Raw genomic sequence first — 18,613 nt, 5'->3', positions numbered from 1 at the left:
CCTTCAGGAAGTCTCGTCGCCGAGACAAGACCGACGCACAACCTCCGAACCGCGTCAGGTGCTCGGCCCCGCGCCCCCAAGCTCTTCCGAACTCGCGTCGTCGTCCTGCGCCTTGTGCGCGGCCTTGAGCTCGCCCTCCAGGCGCTGCAGGTTCTGCTTGCTCTCATTCGCTGTCGGCAGGCGGTTCGCCTGAAGATTGGCCATCAGCGGCGAATGCTGCATGCGATCGGCGTGCTCGGTGGCGAAAGCCAGTGCCGGCGAGGGGCCGGTTTGCCGGCCATTGGCGTCGGTGAGCTGCGGCTGGCTGAAGCCCACCGCCTCGATCAAGCGGGTCACCGCGGCCCGCGGCAGTGCTGGTGCAAACTCGCGCAGCAGCTGCGCGAACACCGTCCGGTCGCTGTCGTTGAGGTGGCGGTGCCGTGACGCGAGTTTCAACATCTCGGCCTCGGCTTCGGCCGGGTTCGCCGTGAAGCGCTGCCGTATCGACGCTCCCAGGCGCTCGGCCCCGAGCTCGTTCTGCAGGCGCCGCAGGCCCGCTTCCGTCTCGGCTGCCGTGGGCAGTACGTTCTCCCGCAGAGCGTCGATCAGCGGCGAGGCCTGAATGCGGCCTTTGTGTTCGGCGACCAACGCGAAAGCCGGCGAGAAGTGGGTCGGTTTACCATCGATGCCGGTGCGCTGCGGATCGCTGTAGGCCACGGCCTCGATGATGCGGGTCATATTGATCCGCGTCATCTGGGGCGCAAATTCGCTCAGCAGCTGCTTGAACACCACCTGGTCCTCATCCTTCATGCGACCGTGCCGTGCGGCCAACTGCAGCATCGCGGGCCCGACCTCGGCCGGGTTCACCTCGAAGCGCTCGCGCAGCAGCGCCGCCAAGCCGATCTTCGAGAGCTTGGTATCTGTCTGGAAGGGCTGCGCGATCGAGTCGAAGGTGTTGCGCATCATCTGCCGCAGCGGCCCTCCCACGTGGATGTTCTCGACCTGGCCCAGGTTCCGCGCCAGGTCCGCCAGCATCCGGGCCGCCGGCTCTCCACCCGCGGTCATGGCGATCTTCACCGCGCGCTCGCGCGTGGCCAGGTCGAAGGTCTTGTAGTGGGCGCATAGGCTTTCGGCCAGCTCCGCCAGGGCCTTGGGCGGCAACTTCGTGTCGGCCACCAGCGCCAGTGCCGGGCCCATGAGCTTGGGATGCAGGTCGGGCAGCGCCGCGGCCAGCTCGGCCAGTGTCGTGGCCGACGGTGTGGGCCGAGGGACCATCGGCTTGGCGAACTCGGCGTCCGATTCGCTGCTGGAGTCGCTGTCATGGAGTGTTCCGGGCGCCGCGACCGGCGCGGGCGGCTTCGCCTGGGCCGCCAGCCATTGCAGCGTCTGCAGCAGCTCGCGCTGCGGGACCTTGGGGAGCTTGGCCGACGCTTCCTTCCACATCGCGCCCACGGCGTCCATCCGACCCGGCTCCTCTCCCAGCTGGGCATTGGAATAGGCCGTGACCAGCGCGCGGAAGGCCGGCCCAGTCAGGTCGGGCGACTGCCGGATGAAGGCTTGCCACAACGGCGCCGGCAGCGCCGCGGTGTCGCGCTCCGCGCTGCGGCTGGAGAAGCTGTCGGTAGCGCTGAGGACCAGGGACGCGCGATCGTCCGCGCCGAGCCGGGGCAAGGCGGCGATGAGCATGTCGACGGCCGCGGTCCGGATACCCTGGGCGAGCTCGCCGAACACTTCGGGCTTGGCGAGCACCTCGCGCAGCAGCACCGACGCCCCGGAAACGAAGGCGCCGTGATCCGGGTAAGGACGCCCAGGCGGTGCGGCATCGAGGAAGCCCGCGATGAACTCGACCATCGCCGGCATGCCTCCGGCCCGCTGCGGATCGAAGTCGTGGAACATATTGCTGAGCATCGCGTTGAGGTTGTTGCTGAGCACCGCGTCGCCGTCGTCGAGTGTCAGGAGCGGCGCCAACTCGTCGCGTATGAACCTGGCACATCGCAGGGCGCTCTGGCCCTCCAGCATCGACAGCGCACGCCCGCTGCCTACTGCCGCCGCGGTCATCGTGTCCTTCGACTTGATCGCCACGGCGCGCACGCCTGCCAGGACTTTCTGCGCCTGCGGGCCTGGGAGATGGCCGGCAGTCTCCAGCGCAAACTGCACCGCGTTGCCGATGTCGATGCCGGCCGCTCCGGCGCCTTCTTTCAGCAGCGCCAGGCAAGTGGACACGTGCATGGCCTGGGGCAGCATCCGCGACCGTTGCAGCTCGACGGCCAGGTCCATCATCGCTCTGGAGGTGCCGCCGAAGGTCCGGGCCAGCGGGCCGCCGAAGCCGCGTACCGCGGTGGCATGCACTTGCGCGCGCGCGGCGGCCACCTCGGCCGGGCTCAGGTCATGTCCGCCGGCGTTTAGAAGGTTGTGGATCAGCCGGGCGCTGTTGACCGAATTGTCGCCGCCCCCTTTGGCCGCCATCGGCATCAATTGCCGCACCACGGCGCCGCGCAGCGCCGGGTCGCTGCCGAATGCGGCGGCGAGGCAGGCGTCGCGCTTCGGCGGCGTCTTGCCCCTCGGCACTGCGCCCCGGGCCAGCAGCTTCAGCCCCAGGCGCGCCTGTGCCGTGTCGCCACGGTCGAGGCCGTCGACGAAGAGCCGGGTGCAGGCCGGCGACAGCGCGGCCGCCGTGTCGGAGGGAAGCTTCGACGACATCCGCTTGTGCAGCTCGCTGGCGGCGATCTTCACCGCGTCGTCGCGTGGGCTCTTGGTGCCCTTGGCCGTCGCGTAGGCGGCTTTGGCGAGGGCGACGGGTGCGGGTATGAAGACCGAGCCGGCCACGGCTTGCACGGCGTCTTCCAGGTGTTTGCGCTGCGCCGGGAGCTTGCCCGAGGACCGGGCGCCGCTCCAGTGTTGGCGCAGATCCATCATCCGGCACAGCGGAGGACCGCAGTGCACGCTTGGAAGCTTCGCCAGTCCCTGGGACACCGCCTTGAGCGCGAGTTTCTGCGTGTCGAGCGCACGCAGCCAGCGCGAGGTCTCCATCGTTTCCATCTGCGTGAGCAGCGCATCGATCACCTTGGCCTGGTCGACCGGATCGAGCCTGTCGTTCTGGCTCTGCACCATTCCCAGCGCGTCGTTGACGCTGAGGTGCGAATTGAATGCCGGCAGCTGGCGCACGACTTCGATGAGCACGTCGCGGGCCGCATAGGACGGCACCGTCTTAGGACAATACTGCTCCAGCACGGCGCCGATGAAGCCGATGACGTGCTTCTTGTCGCCCTGGCACTGGTGCAGCGAGGCGGCGAGCGCTTTGAGCTCCTTGCCCAGCCGCGGACCGTGGAATGCGGTCAAGCCATCGTCTTGCGGCACTTCCACCATCCCCAGGTTTCCGCGGACGACGCCCATCGCGCGCCAAGTCTGCGCCTCGCTCGTGGGCACGGCGGGCGGCAGCAGCGGGCCGGCGGCATTCTGGCTCGCGTGGAACAGCTGCATCGGCAGCAAGCCGATGTACCTCTCGGGAAAGCGCGGCGTCAGGGCAATGACCTGTTGACGGGTGAGGTTCTGCACCATGTCGGGCAGCGTTTCCATCAAGGCGGCGATGCGATCGAACTCGGTGCCGAAGACGCGCCGCACGTCCCGCTCGTCCGCGGTGTCGGGCAGCGCGCACGCCACCAGCTGGCGTTGCGCGGCGCGCGTGTTCTCCGGGTGGTCGCGGTCGTCATGAAGCATGAACGAGGCCGCCCGCACGAATGTCTCCATCGCTTCGGGCCGCACGCCGGCTGCTCGCAGGCCCTGGGCCAGGTTGATGATCGCGTCGTTGTTGTCTGCCAGCGCCGGCAGCTGGCGGCAGGCCGTCGACAGGCGTTGCTCGCGCAGCGCCTGGTTCATCCGGTCGTGGAGCGTGAAAAGCGGCTGGCCGAGGTTGCCGCCCGGCAGCGGCGCGCCCTGCGCCCCACCGATGAGACCCCTTCGGATCTCCGGCATCGGCTGGTCGGCTGCGGTGCGCAGTGCGGCCACGGCCTCGCGCAGCTCGCGCCAGCCGCGATTCGGGTGCTCGTCGTCCAGGCCCTTGTGGCCGGCCTCGACCATGGCGTGCGCAATCTCCTGCGCGCCGTCGAGCACGTCTTTCAGCGCGTCGCCGCACCATTGGCGCAGCAGCGGCGCGTCGCTGCCGAGCGCCGTGGTCAGCGCGGCCACTTGCTCGGCCAGGCGCCCGGCCGATTTGCCCATGCGCCGCTCCGCCGCGTCCTTCCGCGCCAGGTAGATCAAGCCGTCCGAATCGAGCTGGCGCAGCGCGTCCAGCTGGCCGATCACCCGCGTCTGCTCGGGCACCTGGCCGCGCCCGGCCATCACGGTCAGCCGGCAATGCAGGATGTCGCCTTGCACCTGGCGCAGCGCGGCTTCCGCGGTTCCCAGCGCGTTCCAGGTGCGCCCCGCGGGGCTGGCCCCGAGCTCCTTCTTGCCCTTCTGGAGTGTCGGGTGCTGCGTGGCCTCCTGCTTCAGCACGGCGATGCGCTGCAGGGCGGCCTCGATGCCCTGCTGAAGCCGCACGTGGTCGTTGCGGAGCACCGCGCCCATCATCGAAGCCATCGACTGGCGCGCCAGCGCCAGGGCGGGCTGCAGCACCTGCGTGCGCACCAGCGGGGGCATGTCCTGCCCGGCGCCCGCTTCGGTTTGTGCTTGTAGCTGGGCGGTCAGCGCGCCCGGCGGCAGCCCGGCGCCGATGTCGCGCACCATGGCCTCCATGCGCCGCGTGGCCGCCGGGCCGCCGCTGCCGGGCCGCGTGGCGCACACCGGCAGCTCGCCCGTTTCGGCGAAAGGCCGGGTGGGATCGCGGGGAGTGGCTGCCCCAGCCGGCAGCACATCGCCGACGCCGGTGCCGGTGCCCGCGCCGGCACTCATCGGCCGGCGGAAGGCCGCGGCGGCCTGCGCGCTGGCCTGCACCGCCAAAGGCACCTGCACCTGCTGAATCCTGCCGCTGTCGTCCGCCTGAAAGTCCAGCGTGGCCGTCTTGGTGCCGATCCTGGCCGTGTGGCGCGACCAGCCTTCGGACAGGTTCTCCACCTGGGACGTGCCCTTGGTGCCGGGATTGGCGACCCGTTCGATGTGCTCCCTCATCTTGTCCTGGTCGGTCCGCGTGCCGACACCCTTGGCCAGCTTGTGGCCCAGGCTCTGCAGCGGATTGCCGGCGGCCTTCTGGCCGAATGCCTTGCGCTGCTTCAGGATCTCGTTGCGCGTGGACAGATCCTCATAGGTGCTGTTCTCTGCCTCGGCGGTGAGGCGAAGCTGCGCGGGAGGTATTGCTTGGACCATTCGAGCAGTCTGCAATCGCCTGTCAGCACGCCGCGCCCGGCGTGCGAATCGCGCTTCGGCGATGCGAAGAGAACCGCTGCGAGAACGGGGCCTGCCATTTGGGCAGGATGACCGTTCCCGGCGCATCGGCCGAAGTCGTGGCCCCCGGCGTCGCCGCGGGCGCCAGTTTTGCGGCGCCCGGCAACTGCGTGGTGACCGGCGCGTCCGTGAGCGGCCCGGCTGGCGCAGGGTTTCGGAGAACAAGCTTCGGGGATTTCGACGATCCATCCGGCCGGGGCTTGAGGATCGGATCGCGCGCGTGGGTTTTCGCCCGCGCCTGCAACTTTTCCAGGACGTCGCCGCGGCGCAGGGAAACGGAGGTATTCGGACCAATCTTCAAAGGCATGGTTTCGGCTCCGGGGCACCGCTGTCAAGCCCGCCGGAGCGCGCACCTCAGGAGCGCCGGCGCGCGACTGTTCGCGCCGATGTGCCGCAACTGTTCCGCCAGCACGCCGCGCTTGCACACGAGTGCGGCAACGATGTAGGCCTTGCTCTTGAACTGCGCGCTGTCGTCACCGAGATACCGAAGCGCCAACGCAGCCGCCACATCCTTCTCGGCCTTCGGCGTTGCTTCCGTCAGCGCGCCCAGCAGCGATCGAAGCCGCACCTGTACCAGTCGATCCATCCGCAAGCGCTCGGCCGGCGCGAACACCGCCCTCGCCGTCAGCAGGTTCAGCAGCAGCGTCAGTACGTGCGTTGCGCCGGTGAGTGAAATGTTCATGCCGGATGTCCTATGGCTCAGTGAAGCTGCGTGAGCCTGCGGTTGCTGGTGCACGCGACGATCTCGTCGGCAGCGCCCGCCTGGGCGTGATCGACCGCGAGCTCGAGGGCCGTCAGCCCGTCGCCGTTTTGCAGCGACGCATCGGACTTCGGGCTGGAGAGAATTTCCCGAATCGCATCGGTGTGCCCGAATCGCGCGGCGGCATGGATTGCCGCTGCACCATTGGGTCGCTGCAGGTTGGCGTCCATGTCCGGTCGCGACAGCAGCGCTCGCACCACGTTCGGGTGATTGTTCTGGGCCGCGGCGTACAGCGCGCTGACGCCGTCGTCGTCGCATTGATTCGGGATGAGGTCGGGAACTTCGAGCAGCGCCTCGACGATGCGAAGGTAGCCCTTCGCCGATGCGATGAGCAAGGGCGTTGCGCCGTCGTCGCGGCAGGCATTGGGGCTGGCTTCGTGCGCCAGGAGCATGCGCACGATGCCGCTGTGCCCGCACTGCGCCGCGATGTAGAGAGGGCTGACGCCATCCATTGCAGCGAGATTCGGATCGATGCCGGGCTGCGCGAGCAGCAGCCGCACGACTGCCTCATGGCCGTTCTGGGCGGCCATGTAGAGCGCCGTGATGCCGTCCACCGTCGAGGTGTTCGCGTCGACCTTGGGCTTGGAGAGCAGGGTCTGCGTGATGGCCACGTCGCCGAGGCGCGCGGCCAGGTGCAGTGCCGTCGAACCGTCCGGGTGAAGCGCGCAGTTCACCTCGTCCAACTGGTCGACGAGCGTCTTCAGCGCCTGCAGCTCGCGGCGCTGGGCCCGGACCCAGGCGGACTCTCCTGCGCGCCAGGAGCGCCTGGACATCCCCCGGCGCTTCGCTGGGGCCTCTGCCGGAGCGCGGCGTACCGGCGCCAGCCTGCCGTACTGTTTCACAGCCACGATCAGAAGAAGCGATGGTCGTCGTCGAGCTCGATCATCAGCGAGGCGATCGGGTCGATGTCGTACTCGCTGTCGAGCGCTTCCACCGGGTCGGGGTCCCGCTGCGCCGCCTGCTGGGCGAAGCGGCGCACTTCGGTCGAGCGGCGCTGCCGTGCGCCTTCATGCGTGTCCACAAGAGCCATGATTTTTGCCTTTCTGTCTTCCTTTGCCCTTCGATGCGGGGCGTGCGGCATCTTGTGCTTCTGCGCCTTGCGATTCGAGCGGAATGCGAAGTCGAGTCGCAGAAACTGAAGCCGGCCAGGACCCCGATATGAAGGGGGCGGCTCCCTTCGCTTCGCTGATCGGTGGTTCGCACCGCGGCCGCGCTGCGCCCACATGCGGGCGCAGCATCGAGTCATGACCCCGAAGTCGTTCAAGCTGCTGCTGCGCGTCAAGAACCGGCGCAAGGACCAGCTGGAAGAAGAAGTGCGTGTTGCCCAGCAGCACGTGCAGCACTTCCAGCAGCTGCAAACCGAGGCCGAGGAACGCGCCGAGGAAGCGCGCCAGGCCGAGCGGCAGTGCGAGAGCGAGATGGACGGCATGGTCGGCGGCCGCGGCTTCCGCGGTGGGGACCTGCTGGCCCTGAAGTACGTGCTCGAGCAGCGCCACGCGCAGACCCAGCAGGCCGATCAGGGCGTGCAGCAGGCCGAGCAGCAGGTGCAGGCCGCCCAGGAGCAGGTGGTGCAGGCGCGGCGCACGGTGCAGCGCGTGGAGTCGCAGATCAAGATGATCGAGGAGCGCCGCGACAAGCTGCTCAAGCAGATCGAGCAGGAGGTGGAGGACACGCAGGACGAGGAAGCCGAGGAAGCCTCGGTGGCCCGCATGGTGGCGGCGGTACGGGAATTGGAGCGAGCCGAAGCCGGGTGAGCCGCCGCGGAGCCGAAGCCCGGCCACGCTTCGCTCATCGGCACGTGCATTCGCATGTATTGGGCCGACAGGCCCGTCATCGGGTCACGATGAAGGAAACATGAGCAGCCGACGATGAACCGAATCAGCCAAACCCCTGCGCCGCACGGGCACGCGCGCAACCCGACGGATGATGAGTTCGCACAGCTGCCGCTGGTATTGACCATCGCAAACCACGTCGCCGCGCGGCATCAAGGACTGTTCGACCTGCCGCCGCCATTCAACGGCGGGGGGCGAGCACCTCGCGGCCAGGCGCCCCTGTACACGCCGCAGACGCCAGCGCAGGCGCAGGCCGTGACGCAGGCGCTGAACGCGCGCGTGCAGGGCGCCGTGGCCGGCTGGAACAGGCGCGAGATGACACCGTCGGAGATTCGTACGGCGCAACGGCATATGCGCCAGCATCCTGGTGGGGCCAACCTCCTCGCGCTGGACCGGATCGCGCAGGATCTCGGCGCTCATCCGGCCAACCGATACGTGGATGCGCAGGGCAAATCCACTGCGCTCGCAAAGGGCATCAAGCGCCCCGAGAAGATCACGGACGCCGCGTTGGTGTCGACCGCCGCCGCCGCCACGGTGCTCACCGCAGGCCTCGCGGTGCCCTTACTGGGAGAAGCGATCCGGCGCGCCCGGCAACACAGGACCGGTACCAACGACCTCGCTGGAGCCATCCAGCAGAGCGCTGCCGACGAGCAGGAGTTGCAAAGGCAACTGCTCACCGGGGATATCGGACAGCTGCCCCTCTATGAACCGCCGCCGCCGGGCTACGACACCGTCCAGCAACAACAGGCACAGCCTGAGGACGGGCTGCAGCTCGACCTGGGCACTTTCGGATACCTCGCTCCGCAAATCGAGGAGCGGAGCTGAGAGCGCCAGCGTTCAAGTCCGAGTCAAAGACCCGCAGGCATGGCGAACAATGCCCCGCTGGCAGCCCGCATCTCGAAATAGGGCAGCTGCGGCGAATGCGAATCGACGATTCGAAACGCGCCGGAGGCGTTGAAGACGATGACATGCGCCAGCAGCTTGACGACGACCGAGCCGTCGGCTCGCCATGTGGCGTCGGGCCCTGACAACTCGGGCACCGTCCAGTCGCACAAGCCTGCGTTCTCCAATGCGCACGAGATCCCGCGCCTGGCCTCCTCCGGACTGGAGGGGCGCGGATGGAGCTTCCCGAGCTCCGTGCGAAGGCGACCGAGCCGATCCTTGGTCTCGTCCGTTCTCTTGACGCTCATGATTGCCGGCGCCTTGCCGGACCGCCGAATCGACGAGCCCGACGGCGCGGCGCCTTTCAGCGCACCATCGGGCCTGGCCACGGTGGCGGACTCTGCCTTTACTGCCACGCCGTCGATTCGCCGGCCTGCAGACGTGGGGCGGTAGTTTCGAACGATGGACATGACTGTTGCCCGGTTTGCCGCTCGACCCAGACGGACGAACGACTCAGTGTGCTCGGCGCGGTGCGTCGACTCCTCTTCTGAAGCGAAGCCACCTGCAAGAACCCGAAATGCGAACGCCGCGCTTCGCATTCATGGATGGATGTTCTCGTGCGAATCCCGGCGATCGACGCGGCAGCGGACACTGCCTGCGCGATGACCCCCCTGCAGCGCGTTCGAACCGACTCCGTCAGCGGCGGCGACCTCCTCGAGGAGGATCGCGCTGCGCAGACGCCTGTCGCGCCGCCGGCGCACCGCCTGCCGCCGCCGCCGGATCGGTGCCCGCCTTCGAACAGCGTACGCCGCGTGGCCAGCGGCCCGCCGGCTGCCCGACAGCCCTTGAACCGGCTGCCGGCCACCCGCTCCGCCCAGCTTGCGCCGATGCAGTTCGCCGCGCCCAATCCGGCGCATGCCGACGGCGAAGAGCGCGACACCGTGCGCACGCGTTCGCACGAGCTCAGCACGTTGCGGACGAACAGCGTTCTCGACCGCAGCTTGGCCGAGCGGCCCGATCCGCTGAAATTCCACACCATCCCCAAACTTGCGGCCGATGTCAGGGAGACGACGGAGGTGGCGCTGCGCCCGCAAGACGTGCGGACGACACGCACCACGAGTGACCCGACATGAAGTTCAGGCCCTTGACGAACGTTGTCCGGCAAACCTTGGGCCGCCAGAACGACCGGAACGACCGGAACGCGAATCGCCAGGCGCCTCAAGGACCGCACGCGGAAAACCTGCCATTGCAACCGCTGAACCCCCGCCGCAACGACGGTGCAGCGCCGCCACGCCTGGTTCTCCCGGAGGTGGGGGGCGCAGACATAGGCTTCGACGTCAACGACCATCTGGACCAGGCTCGCACGAATTTCGCCGCGCAGTTGAATGTCGGAGCGCCGCCCGTTGTTCCGCAGTTCACGCCGATCGACATCCTGGCCCCCCACGACATCGGCATGCTGCAGGTGCTACGGCCCATGGTCTATCGAGATGACCTGCCCGCGGTGCTGCACCGCGAGCTGATGGAGGGCCGCGTACACGCGATGACCGCGGTGGCCAAGGAGGAACTGCTGCGCACGGCGGCGGCGCGAATCGGCGATGCCACCGTCGACCTCTCCGCGCGCGGCGACATGCTGCAGCAATTGCTCGCGCAGCGAGACCAGCTTGCGGCGCCGGAACGGCAGGCGCTCACCCAGCTGATCACGGCGAATCCGCACGTGCTGGCGCGGGCGCTCTCCGACCGGGCGCAAGCGCATTTTGACGATGTGGGCGACAACGGGCTGTCGCTTGCGCTGCAGTCCCTGGACCACGCGCTGGCGCACCCGGATCCAGCCATGCGCATGCAACTGCCTGGCCAGGCGGTCGATGCGATCTTCGCGGCCATTCCCGACGACCTCTTGCCGACCGTGGTCACCGGCATCGAGGAACATACCAGCGAACTCATGGAGCAGGCCCTGATGACGCAGGCGCCCAACCTGCTGATTGCCACCCAGCGCCGACTGAACGAAATCGCGGAAGCTTCGCTGAACCGGACGCAGACCGACAGCACTGCCAAGGTGAACCGCAACGTTCCCATGCCCAACAGCGCGGGGCTCGCCGAGCTCGTCGGCAAGCGGCAGGTCGTTACCCAGCGCACGGCCATCGTCGCCTGGCTGGCGGCGCTGGGCCAGGAGAAGCAGGCCGCGCAATCGCCCGCAAAGGCAGGGGCCATCGACGCCATGGCGCGCTCGACGCGAGACCTGTTCCTCAGCAATGGCTGCACGGTGGTGGCGACGCGCCTGCACTTCATCGAAATGGCCCGCGATTGCCACAAGCTGGGCTTGGGCGGTGCGACGAAGCTGGCCATGGCCTGCGCATCCCGCCTGCCGAAGGGCGACGCCTTGTCCGAATGGGTCGAGGTGATCGGTGCGCAAGCCCGGAAGGCGGAGCGCACGCCGCTGGAAGACACGTGGAACAAGATGAGCCAGGCGGCCCAGCAGCGCGAGGACAGCATGCACGGCCCCCATGGCCTGCTGAATCGAACGAACCAGTACTTCCACGGAATCAGCACAAGCCAGGTTCCCCAGTTCGCGCCGCTCGCGACCTTGGCGCAGGAGCTGCAGCACCAGCGCGGCCACAGCCAGGGCGGCAATCTGGCCGATTGGCAAAGGACGCTGACGGACGTCAAAGCCAAGCTCGAACCGGGCCGGCTGGACTTGATGCAGCAGACGCAGGAGACGGAGACACAGTTCGCCGCGCTGCTGAAGGAGCACCAAACCCACGCCAAGGAGGTGACCACGCTGATCAGGCAGGCGAAGGAGGGGCTGACGGCGAACTACAAGAAGAGCGCGATCACGGGGGTGGCGAGGCTGCTGGACGCCCGGATATCGAGCTCCCATACCGGCCACGCTGCGCACGAACACCATGCCCTGCTCAACAACAGCCGCTTCGGCCGCCACTTCGAGAATCGACTGGCGCACCACCTGATCAGCGAGCCCCCCAGGTCGGTTGTGGCCGCGGTCCAGGCGCTCGGGGCCGCATTTGCCAAGCACATCACGACGCTGCCCTGGGACCAGGAGAAGCGGAGTCTGATGGTGGCGACGCTGAGGCAAAACATCGGCCAGGACGACTATTGGTGCAAGAACGCGCCCGTGCTGAAACGCCTGATCGAGGCCGACGGCGATGTAGAGACGGGCGCTGCCCTCACCGACCTGTTCAACGGTGCCAAGACCTCTGGCCTCGATTGCGCAGCCTTGGTCCATTTCATCAACAGAATTCACAGTTTCGACGAAACATCGCCCTGGTACCAGGCGAGTCAAGACAACTACGACGCATGGATCAGGCCTCACAAGAGCCGCCTCGAATCTCGCATTCGCATGGAAGACCGTGTCACCCGGACGGAAGGTATCGGCCTGCTGCACCAGGACGACATCAACGTCGTCGCGCCGTGGTCATTCAAAGGCGCCAATCCGGCCACGGAATTCAAGCCGGACTTGCAGGTGGCAGAAACATCGCCCGCCGTTGCGGAAAGCCTGGGAAAGGAAGTTCCCTATGTCGCCGGCGGTTCGGGCGTCATGTCGTCGATATTGCACATGGTGAACCACTTCAACAAGCACGCAGGCCGCCGCATCGAGGTCGGCCCCATCGCTCTGGCCACGCTGATGATGCTCAACACGGCGCACACGGTCAATGAAGTCGCCTTCACGCTGGCCCGGCTGGACCAGCGGCTGGGCCTGGGGCTCAACATGGGGTCCGGGGATACCCGGGCATTCGTCGCCGACTACCAGAAGCTCTTGCCCGCATTGGCAGGCAACCAACAAGACGCCGGGCACGTGCAGCGCCTGATGGAACGCGCGCTCGACGACACCATTGCGGAGTTCGTCAAGACCGGTCCGTCGGCGCTGTCGGTGACCTGACCAGCGGAACGGCAGATGCACAGTCGATCTGCAGCGGGGCTTCGCAGGCATGCATCGGGCTTCGCGGCGTCCGCTGCCTCCCTCGCTCGCGTCGTTTAATGTCTCCTTGGCCGCTGGAAATGGGCGGGTCTGCTCCATGAGCGAAAGGTCATCATGGTCAACTTGAGAAGATGGATTCCCTGCATTCCGAAAGCGCGGCCCCGTAACGACGAGACCGTGTCGAACGATCCCCGGAACCCGGCCAACCGGAACGAACAAGACGCGGCGATCCCGCTGCAACCCCTCACGCGTCCGGGCCCGACACACCAGTCCGAGTCGATCCGCAGGCCGCGGCAGCAAACGAGCATCCGCAATCTCAGCGATACAAGTTCGCGGAACGCAAGCGGATCCGGCGCCACTCAGCTCGGCGGAAGCAACTTCCGCGACCAGCTCAATGCACCGCCGTTCAGTCGCACCGAAAGCCCGCCTTCCGGTTCAGTTGTGAAATCGGCGGTAGTGGACGCGAAGGTCGACAAGAGCTGGTTGTTCGAGGCACCGCGTCGACCGGAACCCGAGCCGCCATGCCCCCCTTCGAGTCCGATCTTGGTGCTGAAAGGCGCCAACTTCGTGAAGTTCACCGAGCAGTTCAAGAAAGACCTTAGCGAATTGCAACCGTCGCCCGACCAGGACCCTGCATGGCAACTGCGGCTACGGCACACACACGCCATGGCGAATCGCATCGACTTAGAGGCGAAACGCGGGTTCGAAGGTCTCGTGTTCCCATTCGATGGCAAACCCGCCGGCTTGATGACCGTCAAGCGGAACACTGCCGATCGGTGCCTGGACGTGAGTACTTTCGTAACTCACCCCTTGTCCGATGGAGTTGGCGTTTCCCTCAGCGAAGCCGCAGTTAACCGCTCCGAAGCGTTGGGCATGGGGGGCAGACTGCAGGGGGAAGCGTTCAGCGACGAATTGAAGCAGATGTATCTCGCGATGGGCTGCGAAGACGATGTGCTTCGAATGGTTCTGGATCCGGCCTCGCGCCGGAATCGAGACAAGTGGGAGAAGATCGACGGCCAATGGGGAATGAAGCGGTATGCAGACCGCAGCAGCCTGCATAGCGACTTCGCTTCCATGAACAAGTCCGACTCGGAGAAGAAGGCCGGGAAGAGCAAAGCATAGGCGAGGCATACGGAGTCGCTTCCTGGGAGCGCACAGGTGTGGACCCTTGGCTGGATCGCACAGCAGATCGCTGTCGCCCTGTTCCAACGACCGTTGAGCTTTCGTCAGCCGAAGTCGTCCTCGGAGTCCGACTGGACGTTCCTCAGCATCTGTCCGGCGACGTCGATCGGTACGTGCACCCTGGAGCGGGCCAGCTCCGCCTGAAACGCCTGCGCGTCTGTGCCCGGCTCGCTGTTCTTGCTGCCCAGTACCTGTCCCGGTTCGACCGCGTGCGTCGTTTGAAAGAAGGGTTCCGGTCGCTCCAGCGGAACACCGATCGTTCGCACGAGCGCGGGCGTGTCGCCGAATGACCCCAGCCTGGCAATCTGTTTGGCCATGAGCTTGTCGCTCGTCAGCGTGCGGTTCGTGGACCTCACGGCGTGCATGGTGCCCCGCTCACTCGCTCCCGCGATACCGGCCTCTTGGATGTATGCCTTGTTGCCCTTGCTGGTGCCGTGATATTGCCGGGAATCCTGATAGATCTGCCTCGCCTTGTCCAGGAGGTTGACCTCTGGGCGGGCGGGACGCTCCTGGACGGTGCCGGCCGCCAGCGATTGGAGCATGCGCAGATCGGTGCTTGGTCGCTGGGCGTGGGTTGCGCCGGGCGCCCCCCGCCCGCGCTGCAGGCCTATCGGGGGCTCGAGCGTGGCAGGCGGTTGACTGGGTTCTTGCGCAGCGGTGTGGCTCGTGGAACTCGAGGAGGTCAGGCGGAATTCGGGTCTCATGTGGCGGCAAGCGGTGGCTGGATGACGAAACCCAGCATCCTCCAGCCTTGTTTGGAGGAGCGTGCAAAGGCGAAGCCGGGGATGGAAGGCCGAAACGATTGACCGGGCAATGTCGCGTTGTCGTCGCCGCTCCGGGGTTGGCTGTACGAAGCGGCGTGCTTTGCAGCGAAGCGGTGCGGGACCGCTCACGAGGTCAGGACGCCGTCGGGTTCCACTCGGCGTTCACCTCGGCGGTGCCCTTGTGGTGCGTCATCCTCCCCATCACAGATCCCCTTACGAGGTCGCCATCGGGCCTCATCACGCCCAGCAAGTTGGTGCGGTACTGGTCCAGGCGCTGTTGGCGCTGTTGCGCCGGCGCGCCCGTGTTGTCGAGATGGCCACCGACGTACTGCTCGATGTTGCTGGCATAAACGGCGGCGAAGCCTTCACCGGCGATGGCGCGCATGTCACGGGTGGCGTTCACGTCGGCGAGGTCGACATGAAAGAAGTCGATCTGGCCACTCTCCACTCTCGCCTTGAGTCGCTCGAAGCTCGCGTGATCGCCGGCTCGCTTGATGGACAACTTGAAGTGCCTGGAAACGTCCGTGCCGTAGCGCTGCTGCACCGAGGCCAGCCAAGCGGCCTGATCCGGCGAATCCTTGGCCAGCTGCAGCAGGTCTTGCACGCCGGCCAGGTTGCGCTGCGACAAGTCCGCAACGACCACGCGCCCTGGCCCCCGGCCGAAAGCCGCCATGACCGCGGTGCCGGTGGCCACCGACAGCACCGGGCCTCGTTCAGTCGCCTGCATCATCAGCGCCGGCAGGCGGTCCGTGGCCTTGGTGCCGAGAAAGAAGTTGCCCTTGACGACCTTGGGCTTGGCCGGGATCGGGTGAAGCAAACCCCAGCGGACGCCCGCCGGTGCCGGTTCCCCGGGCGGGGTTGCAGTGGCGGGGCCTTGTGCGGTGTGCAGGTTGACACGCGGCGGCTGGGCTCGGAGGTCGGGAGATCTTTGGCGTGGGGGCAGCCGGTCGAGCCCTGGGTCCTGCCGCCGCACTGCGGACGAGCTGTGGGTTGTGGGTGGCAAGCTGCGCGGCGCGGGCGACGCCGGAGGTAGGGCCATCCCAAGTCTTTGGGGCGAGCTCATGGGCCATTGAACATGCAACCGGCTTCCGCAGTTGCAACATGCGCGAAGTCGGAGGCCGGCCTGCGAAGTCCGAGCGCCTGTGCCCGGCCGACTCAACGACGCTGCGTTCATGGCCTCCGCTTCGCCCCCACGGCCCCGGCTTCGCGCAGCCGCCGGTGCCACATGGCGGCTTGAGCGATGCTCGGTCCATGCAAGAGCTGCTCTCCAGTCCGCAGGCGCTCGTCCAGCTCGGCGAGACGGTCAAGCAATTGTTGTGCTTGATGGCGCTGTGCGGCATGCGCATGTTCGCCATGGCGCAGCTCTTCGTGCCGCTGAACGACACCGCCATCAGCGGCCCGATGCGCAACGGCATGTGCCTGACCTTCACGATCTTCATCGCGTGGGCCCAGCCGATCGACGTGGTGGCCAGCATGAGCACGCTGATGCTCGCCGGGCTGATCCTGAAGGAGCTGATGATCGGCGTGGTGATCGGCTTCTCGGCATCGCTGGTGTTCTGGGTGGCCGAGGGCGTCGGCGCGCTGATCGACAACCAGGCCGGCTTCAGCAACGCGCAGCAGAAGAACATGATGTCCGGCGAGGACGCCACGCCGGTGGCCAACCTGCTCGGCCAGCTCGCGCAGGGCTGTTTCTGGATCCTGGGCGGCATGACCGTGCTGCTGGGCGTGATCTACGAGTCCTACGCCTGGTGGCCGCTGTACCGCATCACGCCCGACATGCCGCAGGTGCTCGAGCGCTTTCTCGCCGCCGAGGTGAAGCAGCTGATGGTGACGATGCTGACGCTGGCGTCGCCGATGCTGCTGGTCTTGCTGATGGTCGACCTGACCTTCGGCGTGCTGGCCAAGACGGCCGACAAGCTCGAGCCCAACAACCTGGCGCAGCCGATCAAGGGCGCCATCGCGCTGCTGATGCTGTCGGTGCTGGTGGCGGTGTACTTCCAGCAGTCCCGGCCCGCGCTGTCGCTGCGCCAGTTGGCGGGCGAGATGCGCTACTGGATGCAGCCGCGCGAGGCCCCGAGCGCCCCTGCACCGCAACCCGCACCGCGCTGATCCACCATGGCACTGCTCTACTTGTTCGGCTTGATGATGGTGTTGGCAACCTTCGCGGCCGTGGCGTCGATCGTCCGCTGGACGCTGCAGACGGGCACGCCCCCCATGCCCAGCTCATCGAAAGCCCGCCGCGCCATGATGTTTGCCGCGGCAACCGTGCCGGACGCGCCGCTGATCGAGCTGGGCTCGGGCTGCGGCACCTTCGCCGTCCGGGCCGCGCGGGCGTTTCCCAATCGCCAGGTGATCGGCTACGAGCTGTCCTGGCTGCCCTGGCTGATCTCGCGCGCGCTGCGCAAGGTTCTGGGGTTGCGCAATCTCGTGCTGCTGCGCGAGGATTTTCTGCAAGCGGAGCTGCCGGAGGGGGCGGTGCTGCTGTGCTATCTCAGCTGCGGCGGCATGCTGCGCCTGGCCGCCCGGCTCGACGCACCGGGACCGCTGCCGGCCATGCTGGTCAGCAACACCTTCCGGTTGCCCGGCCGGCACGCGAATCAAGAGATCCGGCTGGACGATCTGTATCGGACCCGCGTGTACGTCTATCGCTTCCAACATGTCTGAATCAGATCACCTGGGTGCGGCGACAAGGTGGGGCCGACGCGCGGTCACGCATCAGCGCAGCGGTGATCATCGCGCGGCGCTGCAGGCGTTCGAGCAGTCGCTGGCATCCCTGCGTCGTTGCGACGCACTCCGGGATGTCGGCATCGTGCTGAACAACATGGCGGTGTCGTACCGCGAGCTCGGGCAGCGAGAGCAGGCCATTCAGTGCCACGAAAGAGCGCTCGAAATTCGCCGTGATCTCGGCGATCGCGACGGGATGGCGACATCGCTGCACAACCTGGGCGTGCTGCATGCCGACATCGGCGCCCACGAGGCCGCGAAACAGGCTTTCGACAAGGCGCGCCGCCTGCGGCAAATCCTGCGGGACGAGGCCGGCGTGGCGGCTACCGAGCTGCGCATCGGAATGCTGCACGAGCAGCAAGGCGACTTCAAACGGGCCGCGGCGTGCTACGTCAACGCCATCACGCTGTGCGAAGGGCAGCCGGACGACACCGACAATCTGGCCGCAGCGCTCTGCAACCTGGGCGGGCTGCTCATCGGGCAGGCGCCGCCGGCACGCGTCATGTCCTTGCTCGAGCGGGCACGCTCGCTGCTGGGGGCCAGCGCCGACACGCCGGCGGTCTCCTATGTCGAGTACAACCTCGGCCTCGCAAGAATCGCACAAGGAGACATCGAGGAAGGCCTTGCCGCCCTCGCGACAGCCCAGCGAATCCAAGAGCGTTGCGGCGATCTCCGGCACCTCAGCGCCACGCTGTCGGCGCAGGCCGTGGTCCTGGCGCGACGAGGCGAGCTTGCAAGCGCGGAAACCTTGCTGCAGCAGGCCCTGGAGGTTCAAGGCCGGCTCGAAGAGCACCCCGCCAGGATCCACACGCTGCGGCTTCTCGGGGACTGCAAGGCGCAGCAAGGGCAGAGTGAAGCCGCCAAGCGGTACTTCGCAGAAGCGGAGCAACTGTCGATGCTGGTGCGGCTTCGCACGCCGGTTGCCGATGCGGGTGTGGATGTCGATGTCGACATCACCGACGGACAGCGGCACGCCGCCGCGGCGGGCTCTCGCCGGTCGCTTCAGTAAGGGGCGGCCTGATTCGATCTGACGGTGGCCAGCGTTCGGCCGACGAGGCCTTCGCTGTTGCCGACGTGGCTTCGTTTCTGCGTTTTCGCCCCGGCAGCTATGTCACGGGACAGGCCTTCGTAGTCGACGGCGGCAATTGCCTTCAGGAAGACAAGTCGGCCCGGTCATGGC

16 protein-coding genes are annotated in these 18,613 nt (G+C 67.2%); 8 read left to right on the top strand and 8 right to left on the bottom strand.

The window, feature by feature from the left end; all coding sequences use genetic code 11:
- Positions 1-54: 54 nt before the first annotated feature.
- The 5 genes from HLB44_RS34910 to HLB44_RS34890 all read right to left on the bottom strand — a co-directional run bounded on the left by HLB44_RS34910 (position 55) and on the right by HLB44_RS34890 (position 7,199).
- The gene (locus tag HLB44_RS34910) at positions 55-5,406 is read right to left on the bottom strand and encodes a hypothetical protein (RefSeq protein WP_173134960.1); all 5,352 of its coding nucleotides are present in this window, start codon (positions 5,404-5,406) and stop codon (positions 55-57) included.
- Positions 5,303-5,665, bottom strand: a complete 363-nt coding sequence (locus tag HLB44_RS34905) for a hypothetical protein (protein ID WP_173134957.1) — start codon at positions 5,663-5,665, stop codon at positions 5,303-5,305. The genes HLB44_RS34910 and HLB44_RS34905 overlap by 104 nt, the downstream gene beginning before the upstream one ends.
- A gap of 24 nt (positions 5,666-5,689) precedes the next feature.
- On the bottom strand, positions 5,690-6,040 hold the full coding sequence (locus HLB44_RS34900; RefSeq protein WP_173134954.1) for a hypothetical protein: 351 nt from the start codon (positions 6,038-6,040) through the stop codon (positions 5,690-5,692).
- Between the two features lie 17 nt (positions 6,041-6,057).
- The gene (locus HLB44_RS34895; RefSeq protein ID WP_173134951.1) at positions 6,058-6,891 is read right to left on the bottom strand and encodes an ankyrin repeat domain-containing protein; all 834 of its coding nucleotides are present in this window, start codon (positions 6,889-6,891) and stop codon (positions 6,058-6,060) included.
- A gap of 77 nt (positions 6,892-6,968) precedes the next feature.
- On the bottom strand, positions 6,969-7,199 hold the full coding sequence (locus HLB44_RS34890) for a hypothetical protein (RefSeq protein WP_173134948.1): 231 nt from the start codon (positions 7,197-7,199) through the stop codon (positions 6,969-6,971).
- Positions 7,200-7,362: 163 nt separating this feature from the next.
- Between HLB44_RS34890 and HLB44_RS34885 the strand changes: the two genes are divergently transcribed.
- Entirely contained in the window at positions 7,363-7,872 is a 510-nt protein-coding gene (locus HLB44_RS34885; protein WP_173134945.1) for a hypothetical protein, read from the top strand.
- Between the two features lie 114 nt (positions 7,873-7,986).
- Positions 7,987-8,775 (top strand): hypothetical protein, encoded by a 789-nt coding sequence (locus HLB44_RS34880; RefSeq protein ID WP_173134941.1) that lies wholly within the window; start codon positions 7,987-7,989, stop codon positions 8,773-8,775.
- A gap of 23 nt (positions 8,776-8,798) precedes the next feature.
- Here the strand turns inward: HLB44_RS34880 and HLB44_RS34875 are convergent, their stop codons facing one another.
- Positions 8,799-9,302: a hypothetical protein gene (locus HLB44_RS34875; RefSeq protein ID WP_173134939.1), complete on the bottom strand. Its 504-nt coding sequence runs from the start codon at positions 9,300-9,302 to the stop codon at positions 8,799-8,801.
- Between the two features lie 135 nt (positions 9,303-9,437).
- Between HLB44_RS34875 and HLB44_RS34870 the strand changes: the two genes are divergently transcribed.
- From HLB44_RS34870 to HLB44_RS34860, 3 genes are all read left to right on the top strand, one after another.
- Positions 9,438-9,965, top strand: coding sequence for a hypothetical protein (locus tag HLB44_RS34870; protein WP_173134936.1), 528 nt, complete (start codon positions 9,438-9,440; stop codon positions 9,963-9,965).
- Positions 9,962-12,724: a hypothetical protein gene (locus HLB44_RS34865; RefSeq protein WP_173134933.1), complete on the top strand. Its 2,763-nt coding sequence runs from the start codon at positions 9,962-9,964 to the stop codon at positions 12,722-12,724. The genes HLB44_RS34870 and HLB44_RS34865 overlap by 4 nt, the downstream gene beginning before the upstream one ends.
- A gap of 216 nt (positions 12,725-12,940) precedes the next feature.
- Complete coding sequence (locus tag HLB44_RS34860) at positions 12,941-13,885, top strand: hypothetical protein (protein WP_173134930.1); 945 nt, start codon at positions 12,941-12,943, stop codon at positions 13,883-13,885.
- A 104-nt stretch (positions 13,886-13,989) separates the two neighbouring features.
- On the opposite strand, the gene HLB44_RS34855 is transcribed toward HLB44_RS34860, so the two are convergent.
- Both HLB44_RS34855 and HLB44_RS34850 read right to left on the bottom strand, forming a co-directional pair.
- Entirely contained in the window at positions 13,990-14,487 is a 498-nt protein-coding gene (locus HLB44_RS34855; protein ID WP_173134927.1) for a hypothetical protein, read from the bottom strand.
- Positions 14,488-14,842: 355 nt separating this feature from the next.
- A complete protein-coding gene (locus tag HLB44_RS34850; RefSeq protein ID WP_173134924.1) occupies positions 14,843-15,682 on the bottom strand; it encodes a hypothetical protein in 840 nt (279 codons plus the stop codon).
- A 278-nt stretch (positions 15,683-15,960) separates the two neighbouring features.
- On the opposite strand from HLB44_RS34850, the gene sctT reads away from it, so the two are divergent.
- From sctT to HLB44_RS34835, 3 genes are read left to right on the top strand one after another with little or no spacing between them, the layout of a single operon-like run.
- The gene (gene sctT, locus HLB44_RS34845; protein WP_173134921.1) at positions 15,961-16,818 is read left to right on the top strand and encodes a type III secretion system export apparatus subunit SctT; all 858 of its coding nucleotides are present in this window, start codon (positions 15,961-15,963) and stop codon (positions 16,816-16,818) included.
- Positions 16,819-16,824: 6 nt separating this feature from the next.
- Positions 16,825-17,373: a class I SAM-dependent methyltransferase gene (locus tag HLB44_RS34840; RefSeq protein WP_173134918.1), complete on the top strand. Its 549-nt coding sequence runs from the start codon at positions 16,825-16,827 to the stop codon at positions 17,371-17,373.
- On the top strand, positions 17,366-18,442 hold the full coding sequence (locus HLB44_RS34835; protein ID WP_173134915.1) for a tetratricopeptide repeat protein: 1,077 nt from the start codon (positions 17,366-17,368) through the stop codon (positions 18,440-18,442). Before HLB44_RS34840 ends, HLB44_RS34835 begins: the two co-directional genes overlap by 8 nt.
- The last annotated feature ends 171 nt before the right edge of the window (positions 18,443-18,613 follow it).

The organism is Pseudaquabacterium terrae (genome assembly GCF_013266755.1).
Taxonomy (GTDB): domain Bacteria; phylum Pseudomonadota; class Gammaproteobacteria; order Burkholderiales; family Burkholderiaceae_C; genus Pseudaquabacterium; species Pseudaquabacterium terrae.
Note: the sequence above shows the minus strand (reverse complement) of the source record. Positions and strands in the feature narration are given on the sequence as shown.

Excerpts from the sequence above, each read along its gene's own strand:
- HLB44_RS34865 (WP_173134933.1), top strand. The coding sequence starts at position 9,962 with ATGAAGTTCAGGCCCTTGACGAACGTTGTCCGGCAAACCTTGGGCCGC.
- HLB44_RS34880 (WP_173134941.1), top strand. The coding sequence starts at position 7,987 with ATGAACCGAATCAGCCAAACCCCTGCGCCGCACGGGCACGCGCGCAAC.
- HLB44_RS34900 (WP_173134954.1), bottom strand. The coding sequence starts at position 6,040 with ATGAACATTTCACTCACCGGCGCAACGCACGTACTGACGCTGCTGCTG.
- HLB44_RS34870 (WP_173134936.1), top strand. The coding sequence starts at position 9,438 with ATGGATGTTCTCGTGCGAATCCCGGCGATCGACGCGGCAGCGGACACT.
- HLB44_RS34835 (WP_173134915.1), top strand. The coding sequence starts at position 17,366 with ATGTCTGAATCAGATCACCTGGGTGCGGCGACAAGGTGGGGCCGACGC.
- HLB44_RS34855 (WP_173134927.1), bottom strand. The coding sequence starts at position 14,487 with ATGCTCCAATCGCTGGCGGCCGGCACCGTCCAGGAGCGTCCCGCCCGC.
- HLB44_RS34890 (WP_173134948.1), bottom strand. The coding sequence starts at position 7,199 with ATGCCGCACGCCCCGCATCGAAGGGCAAAGGAAGACAGAAAGGCAAAA.
- HLB44_RS34905 (WP_173134957.1), bottom strand. The coding sequence starts at position 5,665 with ATGCCTTTGAAGATTGGTCCGAATACCTCCGTTTCCCTGCGCCGCGGC.
- HLB44_RS34885 (WP_173134945.1), top strand. The coding sequence starts at position 7,363 with ATGACCCCGAAGTCGTTCAAGCTGCTGCTGCGCGTCAAGAACCGGCGC.
- HLB44_RS34910 (WP_173134960.1), bottom strand. The coding sequence starts at position 5,406 with ATGCGCCGGGAACGGTCATCCTGCCCAAATGGCAGGCCCCGTTCTCGC.
- HLB44_RS34875 (WP_173134939.1), bottom strand. The coding sequence starts at position 9,302 with ATGTCCATCGTTCGAAACTACCGCCCCACGTCTGCAGGCCGGCGAATC.
- HLB44_RS34840 (WP_173134918.1), top strand. The coding sequence starts at position 16,825 with ATGGCACTGCTCTACTTGTTCGGCTTGATGATGGTGTTGGCAACCTTC.
- HLB44_RS34895 (WP_173134951.1), bottom strand. The coding sequence starts at position 6,891 with ATGTCCAGGCGCTCCTGGCGCGCAGGAGAGTCCGCCTGGGTCCGGGCC.
- sctT (WP_173134921.1), top strand. The coding sequence starts at position 15,961 with ATGCAAGAGCTGCTCTCCAGTCCGCAGGCGCTCGTCCAGCTCGGCGAG.